The organism is Mesorhizobium sp. Root102 (assembly GCF_001425625.1).
In the GTDB taxonomy this organism is placed as follows: domain Bacteria; phylum Pseudomonadota; class Alphaproteobacteria; order Rhizobiales; family Rhizobiaceae; genus Mesorhizobium.
Genome location: NZ_LMCP01000003.1, coordinates 50605 through 62214 on the forward strand (window position 1 = coordinate 50605; position 11610 = coordinate 62214).

The following is an 11610-nucleotide window of genomic DNA, read 5'->3' on the forward strand; positions in this document are numbered from 1 at the left end:
GCTAGGCCCTCCGCGACTGGTTGTACCGGTGATCGAAATATTCGGCGAGCGCGAGCACGATCAGCACGATGGAAACCAGCACAAGCGTGAAATGATTGGGCACGCCGAGCCGCCGGGCCGCGCTCTCGCCCCCGATCGAAAGCACCGAGAGCAGGAACACGAAGCCTATTGCCGCAAAGCCGTTCATGCGGGCGAGAAACACGGCTGGAATCACAGCAAGCCCATAGGCGGGATTCCAGTCGGCGCGGACATTGCCCTGGACGCCGATGATGTCGACGGCGCCGGCAAGCCCGGCCAGCCCGGCCGAAATGGCAAAGACCGCAACGGTCAGGCCGGGGACGCCGAGCCCCGAGTGAACCGCCGCGCGTGGATTTGCGCCGACGATCCTCAGCTTCAGCCCGAACGCCGTGCGCGTCATCACCAGATGCACGATGATGATCGCCGCCAGTCCAAGCAGCAGGCCACTGGTGATGGTCGTTTCGAACAGGCGTGGCAGCCGGTCTTCCACCGGCAGCGTACGAGTCTGCGGCACGGTCGTGGCTGGATCGCGAAATGCCAGCTTGACCAGCACATTGGCGAGCGAGGTGCCGAGGAACGTCATCATCAGCGTGGTGATGATCTCGTTGACGCCCTGATAGGCACGCAGCAAGGCCGGCACCAGCGACCAGATCATCGCCACCACCATGGCGATGAGGAACGAGCAGGTCAGCGCCAGCCAGGCTGGCATGATCTGCACGAACACGGGAGCGCTGGCAGCAGCCGTCACCGCGCCGAGCAGGAACTGCCCATCGCCGCCGAGATTCCACATGCCGGCGCGAAAGGCAACGATCAGGCCGGCGGCAAGAAACAGCAGCGGCGCCATGCGCGTCAGTGTCTGCTGGATACCGAGCGGCGAGAACAGTCCTTTTTCCAGCACGTAGCCATAATAGGCGAGCGGGTCGACGCCGACGGCAAGCAGGATACAGCCGGCTATGACGAGAGCGGCAAGGATCGGGCCGAGCGTCATCAGCAGTCGGTGCAGGATGTCGCGGCGCGTCACCGCCCCGCTCGTGGCATCGAGTGCGGTGGCACTGACCGTGGGTGCGGTGTCGATGCTCATGCGGCAAGTCCGATCATCAGGCGACCGACCTTGGTGCGGGCGTCGTCGGCATTCTCGACGGTGCCGACCAAAGCTCCATTTGCGATGACGGCGATGCGATCGCACATACCAAGCAATTCCTCGAGGTCGGTGGAGATCAGCAGCACGGCAAGGCCGCGCGCCGCCGTGTCGCGGATGCGCTGGCGCGACGCCAATGTGTTGGCAAGATCGAGCCCATAGGTCGGCTTGTTGAAAATGACCACCTTGGCGCCCTCTGCCAGTTCGCGCGCCAGAAGCACCTTCTGGATGTTGCCGCCGGACAGCCGCGCGACGGGCGTCTTCAGGCTCGGCGTCCGCACATCGTATTCGCGCACGAGCTGGGCGGCGCGCTTGTCGATCTCCGCGCGCTGCTCGACGCCGTTGCGCCAGAACGGGGCCGCGCCGACTTGCTTGAGGAAGAAGTTCATCGAGACCGGGAAGGTGCCGACGGTGCCCTCGCCCAGCCGGTCGTCGGTCAGGTAGCGAAGGCCGCGACGGCGGCGCTCGCCGACGCTCAGCGTCTCGATGGCGGCGCCGTCCAACCGCACCGAGCCGCAGGTGGCTATACGCTGGCCGGCCAGCGCTTCCGCCAGCTGCTTCTGGCCGTTGCCGTCGATGCCGGCTATGCCCAGGATCTCACCCGGGCGGATGTCGAAGGAGATCGACGACAGGCCCGGCGCGTTGTCCGTCGGTGCCACCGTCAGATCCTCGACCTGAAGCAGCGGGGCCGCTCCGGCGCGGGCGGTGCGGACAGGACGCTCGACGGCTTCCGGATCATCCTTCTGCTTGCCAAACATCAATTCCACGATCTCCGAGACGATCTCCTGTTCACCCAGCGCGCGAAGCCGCTCGGGTGGGATCTCGCCGACCTTGCGGCCGAGCTTCAGCACCGAGATGCGGTCGCCGAACGCTGCCGCCTCCTTGAGCTTGTGGGTGATGAAGACGATCGCGAGACCCTGCTCGACGAGACGACGCATCAGCGCGCCCAGTTCGTCGATGCCTTTCGGCGTCAGCATGGAGGTGGACTCGTCAAGGATGAGCAACCGGCTGTTGCGCAGCATCGCGCGCAGGATCTCGACCTGCTGCTGCTCGCCGAGCGACAGCTCCGATACCTTGGCATGAAGCTTGACGGTGATGCTGAGCGTGCTGGTGATCTCGGCGACCCGCGCCGCCAGTTCTTCGGTCCTGGGACGCTGCCACCATGGCCCGCCAAGCAAGAGGTTTTCCGCCACCGTCAGCGTCGGCACCAGCATCATATGCTGGAACACGGTGCCGATGCCGAGCGCCAGCGCAAGGCGCGGCGAGGTGATCGGGGTCGGTTTGCCGTCGACCAGTATGCGACCTTCGTCCGGCTGCTGCAGGCCGGACAACATGCCGATCAATGTCGATTTTCCAGCGCCGTTCTCGCCCAGCAGCACATGCACTTCACCCGGGCGGATCGACAGGTCGACGCTGTCATTGGCAACGATGCCGGGAAACCGTTTGGTCACGCCTTCAAGCGCGACGATGTCGCGCCTGTCGACGGACGATGAAGAAAAACCGCTCATGAAAGCCTAGCACTAAAAATTGGGAATCGACCGGAGGGGTGAACGGATCACCCCTCCGGCAGCTGACCTTAATCGCCTTACTGGGCGACGCTGGTCATCAATGCCCTGACGGCGGCCGCGTCATAGACCGGATCGACCTTGATCTTGCCGGAAATGACGTCTTCGCGCAGCGCCTGGATTTCCGTCCAGACATTATCCGGGATCGCGGCTGTCTTCAGCAGCTTGACCGAGTCGTCCTTGAGGCCGATCGTATAGTGTTTGGTACCGAACGTGTCAGCCTTCAGGTCGGCAATCATCGCCGCATAGACCGGCTCGATGTTCCACACCACCGACGACAGCAGGAAGCCCTTGTCGATCGGCGACTTGTCACCGATGACGTCGATGAAATAGACCTTGCCGCCATCGGCAGCCTTGGTCGTCTCGACCGCCTGCAGCATGCCGAAGCTCGAACCGTTGCCCTGGCCGAAGATGATGTCGGCACCTGATGCGATCACGCTTTCGGTGACGCGTTTGCCGCCGGCCGCATCGCTGTAGGCTGCCGGGCCGATCACCGCATAGGTGATCTTGACGTCCGGGTTTTCCGCCTTCACGCCCTGCGCGAACGCCGCCGACTGCGAATTCCACGAAGGCGGCTCGCCCGAGACGACGATGCCGACCGACTTGGAGCGCGACACCTTGGCGGCGAGACGGCCGGCGAGGTAAGCGCCCTCGTGGCCGCTCAGCGTGTAGTCGGCGACAAGGCCCTTCTCCAGGCCGGTCGGCGTGTCGACGATCGCCACCGGAACTTTCAGTTCCTTGGCGATTTCCGGAGCCGAGGTGTTGTAGCCGCTGGCATGCGCAATCAGCAGGCTGGCGCCGTCGGAGGCAAGTTCCCGCAAGGTCGGACGAACATCGCCATAGCCGAGGCCCTGGGCCACGACCACCTCGACGCCGGCGGCCTTGCCCGCCGCCTTGGCGGCGTCGATGCCTTGCTGGTTCCAGCCATAATCCGTGCCTTCTTCAGGCGTCAGGATGGCGATCGACTTGACCTCGCCGGCAAGCGCGCCGCTCATCAAGACACCGGTCAATATAACTGCACTTACACTGCTCTTAAGAAGCTTTAACATGTTACCCTCTCTGTTGTTTTATCAATCAATATTCTTATTGTTATTGCGCGAAAGCGAGATAGATTGCCTAGGAAAATTACATATGGAGCTCAGGCAAAGTGAAGATCCGTTATGCCCTTCCGGTGATGCTGGCGTTATCGTCCTTCGCCAACGCGGTTGAGTTGCACCATGTCACCGTCCGCACCGGCACTGACGGGCTCGACATGGTTCCGTTGACGATTTCGAATGCGGGCAGCGAAGGCCTCTCCTGCAACGCCGACTTCGCCCACTGGTATTCGGCCGGGATCGCAACGGTCGAACCGGGCAAGAGCGCTCGCATCGAACTCTGGTTCGATCCGAAGACCGGCACGTTCACGATCCTCAACGACAAGCGCGAGAACCTGCCCGTCGAGCGGCTTTGGTGCGGCCTCGAGGGCCGCGCATATGCCACCCGCGTGCAGGTTACGCTCGACCGCGCCGATGCGGCGAAAGGCGAGCGTGACGTGTCCTGCACCAAGGCGCAGGACAGTTTGGTCTGCCGGTAGGCGCTCATCGATCTTTCCGTTCGAACACCGCGCGCCCCTTATTCTTTTGCCAGGAATGCGTCGGTGAAGACGTCGTCCGCCGACAGAGCCGCCTTGAGCACGCCCTGATCCGTCAGCGTCTTCAAGGTCTCTTCCCATTGTGTCTTCGTCATCCAGCCGAGACCGTGTTCCTTGGTGTCGGGGCTACTGAACGTCGATGCGATATCGGCGTTGATCTGCGCCAGCAGGACACCCTTCTTGTCCGCATAGCCGGGCGCTGCCTTGGCGGTGATCTCGGCAGCCTCTTCCGGATGCGCCACGACGTAGTCGAAGGCCTCCCTGTATGCCTTGACGAAGCGGCGCACGACGTCCGCCTTGTCCTTGATCATCGTCTGCGAGGTGAACAGACCCGAGCCATAGGCCTTCCAGCCATAGTCCGCCCCCATCATGATGCTGAGAGAGCCTGGGCCTCCAGCCTTCGCCTCCAGTTCGGGAACCTCCGCGTCGACATAGCCGACGACCGTCTGAACCCGGCCAAGCAGCAGGTAGCTTTCATAGGGCGGCGAGACGCTGTTCAGCGTCATGTCCTTTTCGGTCAGGCCGTTGGCGGCCAGGAAGCCCTTGAAGAAGATGTAGGTGGAGCCGGCAGGGTGAATGCCGATGGTCAGTCCCTTCAGGTCGGACGGCTTTGCGAGCTTCACTGTCTTGGCCAGCGAAATGATCCCCAGCGGCGAGTGCTGATTGACGGCCACCAGCGCCACGACCGGAACATTCTGCGACCGTGCGACGGCAAGCGTGGGAAGATCGCCGAACCCGAAATCCGCGTTCTCATTGCCCACCAGCCGCATCGCGTCCGGCGAGCCGGACCCCTTGCGGATCTCGGCCACATCGATGTCGTTCTTGGCGAAGAAGCCCTTTTCCTTGCCGACAAAGAACATGGCGTGATTGCCGCGCACCACCCAGTCGAGCTGGACGTTGACCTTGTCGGCCGCCAGAGCCGCACTGGAGAAGCCGAATGCTGCGACAAACGCCGCGAATGTAGCGGCCTTGATAAGTGAGCGTCTCAGCATTTTTGTTCCCTTTTTTGACGTTGGTTGATCGAGCGGGCCTAGGACTGGCTGAATTTCGGCGCCCACGGCACCACGATGCGTTCGAGAATTTCGGCGGCGTAGTAGAAGGCGATGCCAAGCACGGAAACGAGCAGCAGCGCTGCGAAGACCAGCGCTGTGTCGAGCTGGGTCGAAGCGAACTGGATGACGTAGCCGAGACCGTCGGAAGCGCCGGCAAATTCGCCGACGATGGCGCCGATCACACTCAACGTCGCGGCGATCTTGGTTCCAGCCATCAGGTTCGGCAGGGAGTGCGGAACGCGGATCCTGAACAGGATCTGCGTCGGGCTGGCCCCGACGGAATTCATCAATGACAGCAGCGAGCGGTCGACCGATTGCATGCCCGCCAACATGGAGAGCGTCACGGGGAAGAAGGCGATGACCAGGATCAGGCCGATCTTGGGCGCCAGCCCATAGCCGAACCAGAGGATGAAGATCGGCGCGAGCGCGACTTTCGGCACGTTCTGGAACAGCACCACCAGTGGATACAGCGCGCGTCCCAGCCAATCGAAGCGCACGATGACCAGCGCGATGGCAATCCCGACCACGACCGAGACCAGGAAGCCGAACAGGATCTCGCCCGCCGTCACCAGCGTCGCCTGCATCAGCGTGCCCCATTGCGCGACCAGCGACTTCGCGATCTCGGAAGGGGCAGGAATGATGAAAGTAGATATGGCAAAGATCCGCACGGCGGCTTCCCACACCACGATTGTCACCAGCAGCAGAATGACCGCCGGCAGCCAGCTGCCTGTCGCAGCGCTCCAGTTGGAGGCGAGGCGGGCCTCGGAAAGATCCGTGATGGGTTGGTCGCTCATGACGCGCCCCCCGGTTGATGGCTGGAGCGCAGCATCGTTCGCAACTGAACCACCAGCCTGACGAACTCCGGATCTTCGGTAACCGACAGGTCGCGCGGATAAGGCAGCGCAATGTCGAGGCTCTCGGTGATCCGCCCCGGCTTGATCCCCAGCACGTGAACATGGCGTGACAGGTGGATGGCCTCGTCGATGGAATGGGTGACGAGCACGATCGTCTTGCCGGTACGCTGCCAGATCTCCAGCAGCGACTGGCCCATGGAATCGCGGGTAATGGCGTCGAGCGCACCGAACGGTTCGTCCATCAGCAGCACGGCCGGGTCGAGCGCCAGGGCTCGTGCGATGGCGACCCGTTGCCGCATGCCGCCCGACAGTTCGTTTGGGCGCTTGTGGGCGCTGTCGCCCAACCCCACCAGTTCCAGCATCTCCTGCCCGCGCGCCCGCAGATCCGAGCGCGACAGCGACTTGTCGGCGATACCGAGCAGCAGCGAGGCATTGTCGACGGCACTTTTCCAGGGGAGCAGGTTGGCGTCCTGAAAGACGAGGCCGATCATGCGCTTGCGCGCCGCCTCGACCGGCGCGAGCCCCGCGATCGAAACGCTGCCCTGGGTCGGCTGCACCAACCCGGCCAGCACCTTGAGCAAGGTGCTCTTGCCACAGCCGGAAGGACCGATAAGGGAGACGAACGACCCCTTTGGCACCGAAAGATCGATATTCCTAAGGATCAACTGCCGGGCGATGACCACCGAAACGCCTTTGGCGGAGATCAGATCGTCATGGCGGATATGGGCCGGCCTGTCGCCGGCGGTTCGAATGGTTTCAATGCGCATGGCTTGTCGCCCCGCGCGCTGTTTTCTGCCGCACCCGCACCATCTTGATGGCGAAGGCGCCCTTCACACAAACAGCCGACCGGTGGAACTCCTCAAGCCGGCCTGCCCTCTGCGCTCCATGTGACATTGGCTACTCCCGGCCTTCCAGGATGCGCCGCACCGCGACAAGCTTGCGCGCCCGTTCGCCCTGCAGCACCTTTGTCTGCTCGAGCGTATAGGCAAACATGCCCTCGCCCGACTTGATGCCGAACTTCGACGCAGCCGTCTTCTCTAGCACAATCGGCGCGACATCGTCGCGATTGGAGAGATCGGCATTCAGGAAGGATGAGACGGATTTGTAGATATCCAGCCCCGCCATATCGAGCAGCGCCATCGGGCCGATGACGGCGATCTTGTAGCCGATGCCCCACGACACGCAGGTGTCGAGATCTTCCGGCTCGATGACGCCGCGCTCGACGAGGTCGACCGCCTCGCGCAGCAGCGCATAGAGCACGCGGTTCTCGACGAAGCCCGGAACGTCCTTCTTCACCACCACCGGCAGCAGGCCGATAGAGCGAATGAGGTCGCGGATAACAGCCACGGTTTCAGGCGCGGTCTTTTCGCCGCCGATCACCTCGATCATCGGTATGATGTGCGGCGGGTTCGACCAGTGCATGCCGACCATCCGCTCAGGATGCGAGATATGCGCCTGCAGCGTGGTGATCGGGATGCCCGACGTGTCGGAAGCGACGATGACGGACGGGCCGATCAGCGGATCGATGTCGCGATAGGTCTGCGCCTTGATGTCGATATTCTCGGGCACATTCTCGATCACCAGTTCGGCGCCGTCGACGGCCTCGGCGATCGTCTCGACGAAACGTACGCTGCCGGTGCCTGTCACGGGCGCCTTGATGTCGAGACGGTCGAGCACGCCGCCGGCGAGATCAAGCATGCCGCGGGCACGCTCGACTGCCGCCTGCGAAACATCATACGCCGTGACATCGAGCCCACCGCGCGAAAGCCGCGCGGCGATGCCCGGACCCATCGTTCCCAGCCCGATGAGAGCGGCGCGCTTGATCATCATGCCGCCTTTGCGGGAGCAGCGGCGGTTGCCGCCTTGAAGGCCGGCCGAGCGGCGATCGCGGCCACCCAGCGCTCAAGATTGGGCATCGACGGCCGGTCGATCTTGAAATCGACGCAGCGCTTCAGGATCGGCGCGCAGGCGATGTCGGCAAGAGTCAGCTTGCCGAGCGCCAGGAAGTCCTTGCCGGCCAGGTGGCCGTCGATGATCTTGAGCTGCGCGACAAGGTCCTTCACTTGTTCCTTGTATTCGGCGGTCTGTTCCTCGGGCGTCAGCTTGGCGCCCTTGAAGGCCGCCAGGTAGCCGGGATTGACCGCCGCCAGCAGGAAGTCCATCCAGCGTTCGACCTCGGTCTTTTCCGCCGGCGTGGCGCCATTCAACTGTTCGCCGCCGGATGCCGCGAGATAGCGCAGTATGGTGTTGGACTCCCAGATCACGGTGTCGCCGTCGACCAGCGTCGGCACCTTGGAGGTCGGGTTGAGCGCCTTGTACTCCGCCGTCTGGGTGTTCTCGAACTGGCGGCCGTAGTCCTCGCGCTTGTAGGGCGCCCCAAGCTCTTCGAGCATGAAGAGCACCTTCTGGACGTTGCCTGATGTCTGGCGGCCTAAGAGCTTGTACATGTCGTCTCCTCGATTGTGTCCAAGGCCTACTTGCCCGCCGGCAGCGGCTTATAGACGATGGCGTCCATTTCGATCTTGGTGTTGATGACCGCCTTTGCCTCGACGGTCGTGCGCGCGAGGACGGCGTCGCCGATACCTTCGAGGAACGCCTTGTTGTAGCGGCCGAAATCGCGCGTATCCTCAAGATAGGTGGTGATCCGCACGACATCCGACAGCGTCGCGCCTTCATGCGCGATGACGCGCGCGATGGTCTTCAACGTGGCCAGCGTCTCTTCCTCGATCGTGCCGCTGATCATGTTGTTGTTCTCGTCCTTCGGCACCTGGCCCGAGACGAAGATGAAATCGCCGGCACGCACCGCCGGATGAAACGGCAGGTTCGGGTTCTTGTTGCCGATGGCGTAGTGGCTGGCGGATTTTCGCGTGCTGTCGCTCAATGCCTGCTCCTAGAGAACGCTGGTTTCGATGATGTCGACACCACGGATGCGATCGATCAGGTAGACGATGCCACGGTCGTCGATGGTCACGTCGTTGGACGAGGAACGCTCCGCTCCCTCCGGCGCGTCGGGCATGAAATGGCCGACCTCCTTTGGTGCGAACGGGTCGGCGATGTCGACGAGGCGAAGCCCCTGCGCGAACCATGCAAACGGGATGATCGTGCCCTTGAACCGTTCGGAAGGCTGATGGCAGCCCGTCATCGGCGGTTGCGGCTCACCGTCCGGGTCGAGGCCCGGCACCTGGAACGTAGAGATCGGCAACGGGTTGGTCTCGTCGGTGATGTCGTAAATCCATGTGAAGGCCGGCGGTGATGGCCGAAGCTTGGCGACATCCTCGTCCGCCACCACCATGATGCTGCGACCCTTGAGCGGCTGTGGGATCGGCAGGCAGGTGTGGGTGGGATGCGGAAAGCTCGGGCTCGAATTGACGTGTGAGACCAGCTTCGGCTTGCTGATGTCCGAAATGTCGAGGATGAACAGGCCGTGATGCCAGTAGCTGACATAGAGCCGGTCGCCCATGCGCAGCGGATGGTGGCAACGCGGCGTGACATAGTCATGCCAGGGGTATTCTTCGCCACCGCCGGTCCACTGGCCGGGTATCCACCAGCGTCCGACCTCGACTGGCTTCGTGGGATCGATCAGGTCGAGGATCATCACGATATTGCCGACATAACCGTCGGCGGTCGGCGAGATGTAGACGTAACGGCCGTCGAAGTCGTAGCGGTGGACGCCCTTGCCTCCGGTTATCCATTTCGAGATGAGCTTGGGCTGTGCCGGCTTGGTGGTGTCGTAGAGCGCCAGTCCGCCACCGAAATCGGCGGGGCCGGCGTCGCCAAAGCGCTCGTGGTTGATGATCATCAGCCCGTCCTTGGCGCGCACCTTGTGCGAGTGCCAGCCGGGCGGAACATCGATCGTGGCTATCTTGCGCGGATTGCGTGGGTCGGAAATGTCGACCAGCGTCGTGCCGCTCGGCGGCCGCATATGGCCGATATAGAGGATGTTGCCGTCGACCCAGACCTGGCCGCCGCCTGGGCAGTCGACGTGGCCGATCTGCTTGGTGTTGAACGCCGAAACCAAATGCATACGCCCTTGCTGCTGAAACGTCATTTCGATGCCCCCGCCGCCATTGGCGGCGGGACAGTGCTTGCCGAAGGACCGGAACTAGACGAGGCGGAGCAGATCGCCGGCCTGGTTGCGGCCCCAGCGCTTGTAGAGGAGCAGCGCCTTCTGCGTCGGCGCATCGGTGGCGCCGAAGAAGATCACCGGCTCGCTTGAAGAGCCGTTGACATGTTCGACCCACGATCCGCCGGGTATGGCGATGGTGTCGAACTGGTTCCAGTCATAGCGTTTGCCGTCGATGATCGAATGGCCGTTGCCGCGGAACGGCGCCAAAAGCAGGCTGGCGGTCTCGCGCTGCGGCAAGGTCTTCTCACCGGGGCGCAGCATCTGCACGTAGAAATTGATGGTGTGAAAGACGGGGCCGCCGGTGGTCGGATCTACATAGTCGATGACGATGCCTTCATGAGGGTCGCCATCCCAATCCTTGTGGGCCTCGAGGACCGCTTCCATCTTCTCCCAGCGATAGACGTACATCGGCGACGACAGGCCGCCGCCGCGCTTGTGGTCGACGAAACGCGGCATCAGGCCGCCCTCGCCATAGATGCGCTGTGAGTAGTCGCTCGGATAGCGGGCGGTCTGCACCTTCTTCTCGACTTCCTTGCCGTCGACCATCTCGGTGTATTTGTGGTCGAAATGCACGGCATGCAGCGTCTCAACCAGCGGCAGGTCGAGCACCGACAGGTTGACCGCCTGCTCGCCGCCGACGGTGCCATGATTGTGCCAGGCGTCGTTGGGCGTCAGCACCATGTCGCCGGGGCCGAAGACTACGTCTTCGCCTTCGACGCCTGTGAAGTTGCCCTTGCCGGTCAGGCCGAAGCGGATGGCGCTCGGCGAGTGCTTGTGCGGCGGCATGATCTCGTCGGGATCATTCAAGCGGTAGGCCGTGTACATGGTGCTGACCGATGCGCGCTTGGGCGCAAGTCCAGGATTGACCAGGATCAGCGAGCGGCGCTCGCTGTCGTCCATGGTCACCAGTTCGGCGGCGCGCTGCAGCAGCGGCTCGATGTCCGAATAGGACCACACGAAGGGAACGGCCTTCGACGTCGCCATCAGTTGCTTGATCTCGTCATGGTCGACGCCTTCCGACGTCGCCCAGAACGGAAACATGTTCTTTTCGTAGAGAGCGTCATAGAGGCCCTTGAGTGCTGCCTTCTTGTTGGTGAGCACATCGTTAGCTGGTTGCGCCAGGGACATATCGGACACCTCTCGTCACGAAGAAAATGCTTCTAACCAACTCAACCGTATTCGCATTGGTTTTGCTCGACAATCCCCAAATTGCGAAATTTATAAGTT

Annotated in this window: 12 protein-coding genes; 1 reads left to right on the top strand and 11 read right to left on the bottom strand. The window is 62.8% G+C overall.

The window, feature by feature from the left end; all coding sequences use genetic code 11:
- Position 1 precedes the first annotated feature (1 nt).
- From ASD12_RS04880 to ASD12_RS04890, 3 genes are all read right to left on the bottom strand, one after another.
- Positions 2–1099 (bottom strand): ABC transporter permease, encoded by a 1098-nt coding sequence (locus ASD12_RS04880; protein ID WP_056582464.1) that lies wholly within the window; start codon positions 1097–1099, stop codon positions 2–4.
- Positions 1096–2664 (bottom strand): ABC transporter ATP-binding protein, encoded by a 1569-nt coding sequence (locus ASD12_RS04885; RefSeq protein ID WP_056582465.1) that lies wholly within the window; start codon positions 2662–2664, stop codon positions 1096–1098. The genes ASD12_RS04880 and ASD12_RS04885 overlap by 4 nt, the downstream gene beginning before the upstream one ends.
- A 77-nt stretch (positions 2665–2741) precedes the next feature.
- Positions 2742–3770, bottom strand: coding sequence for a BMP family protein (locus ASD12_RS04890; protein ID WP_056582467.1), 1029 nt, complete (start codon positions 3768–3770; stop codon positions 2742–2744).
- A gap of 98 nt (positions 3771–3868) precedes the next feature.
- On the opposite strand from ASD12_RS04890, the gene ASD12_RS04895 reads away from it, so the two are divergent.
- Complete coding sequence (locus ASD12_RS04895; RefSeq protein WP_056582469.1) at positions 3869–4294, top strand: hypothetical protein; 426 nt, start codon at positions 3869–3871, stop codon at positions 4292–4294.
- Between the two features lie 38 nt (positions 4295–4332).
- Here ASD12_RS04895 and ASD12_RS04900 read toward each other — a convergent pair whose 3' ends face one another.
- From ASD12_RS04900 to ASD12_RS04935, 8 genes are all read right to left on the bottom strand, one after another.
- On the bottom strand, positions 4333–5343 hold the full coding sequence (locus tag ASD12_RS04900) for an ABC transporter substrate-binding protein (protein ID WP_056582470.1): 1011 nt from the start codon (positions 5341–5343) through the stop codon (positions 4333–4335).
- A gap of 38 nt (positions 5344–5381) precedes the next feature.
- Positions 5382–6197 (bottom strand): ABC transporter permease, encoded by an 816-nt coding sequence (locus tag ASD12_RS04905; protein ID WP_056582472.1) that lies wholly within the window; start codon positions 6195–6197, stop codon positions 5382–5384.
- Complete coding sequence (locus ASD12_RS04910) at positions 6194–7024, bottom strand: ABC transporter ATP-binding protein (RefSeq protein WP_056582474.1); 831 nt, start codon at positions 7022–7024, stop codon at positions 6194–6196. Before ASD12_RS04910 ends, ASD12_RS04905 begins: the two co-directional genes overlap by 4 nt.
- 130 nt (positions 7025–7154) lie before the next feature.
- On the bottom strand, positions 7155–8084 hold the full coding sequence (gene fhmpcd1, locus ASD12_RS04915) for a 5-formyl-3-hydroxy-2-methylpyridine 4-carboxylate 5-dehydrogenase (protein ID WP_056582741.1): 930 nt from the start codon (positions 8082–8084) through the stop codon (positions 7155–7157).
- The gene (locus tag ASD12_RS04920; protein WP_056582476.1) at positions 8084–8704 is read right to left on the bottom strand and encodes a glutathione S-transferase family protein; all 621 of its coding nucleotides are present in this window, start codon (positions 8702–8704) and stop codon (positions 8084–8086) included. Before ASD12_RS04920 ends, fhmpcd1 begins: the two co-directional genes overlap by 1 nt.
- A 26-nt stretch (positions 8705–8730) precedes the next feature.
- Positions 8731–9138: a RidA family protein gene (locus ASD12_RS04925; protein ID WP_056582478.1), complete on the bottom strand. Its 408-nt coding sequence runs from the start codon at positions 9136–9138 to the stop codon at positions 8731–8733.
- A gap of 9 nt (positions 9139–9147) precedes the next feature.
- A complete protein-coding gene (locus tag ASD12_RS04930; RefSeq protein ID WP_244482740.1) occupies positions 9148–10281 on the bottom strand; it encodes a hypothetical protein in 1134 nt (377 codons plus the stop codon).
- 78 nt (positions 10282–10359) lie between these two features.
- Positions 10360–11511: a cupin domain-containing protein gene (locus ASD12_RS04935; protein WP_056582481.1), complete on the bottom strand. Its 1152-nt coding sequence runs from the start codon at positions 11509–11511 to the stop codon at positions 10360–10362.
- Positions 11512–11610 lie beyond the last annotated feature (99 nt).